Source organism: Pseudomonas schmalbachii (assembly GCF_017589465.1).
Taxonomy (GTDB): domain Bacteria; phylum Pseudomonadota; class Gammaproteobacteria; order Pseudomonadales; family Pseudomonadaceae; genus Pseudomonas; species Pseudomonas schmalbachii.
Genome location: NZ_JAELYA010000038.1, coordinates 1 through 256 on the forward strand (window position 1 = coordinate 1; position 256 = coordinate 256).

Below are 256 nucleotides of genomic sequence, written 5' to 3' on the forward strand. Positions count from 1 at the left end.
GCTGAGCCAAGTTTAGGGTTTTCTCAAAACCCAAGCAGTATTGAACTGAAGAGTTTGATCATGGCTCAGATTGAACGCTGGCGGCAGGCCTAACACATGCAAGTCGAGCGGATGAAGGGAGCTTGCTTCCTGATTCAGCGGCGGACGGGTGAGTAATGCCTAGGAATCTGCCTGGTAGTGGGGGACAACGTTTCGAAAGGAACGCTAATACCGCATACGTCCTACGGGAGAAAGTGGGGGATCTTCGGACCTCACG

At 52.7% G+C, this 256-nt stretch carries 1 rRNA gene; it reads left to right on the forward strand.

From position 1 onward, the window contains the following. Positions 1 to 42 precede the first annotated feature (42 nt). Positions 43 to 256 (forward strand): 16S ribosomal RNA (locus tag JFY56_RS24825); the annotation flags it as partial.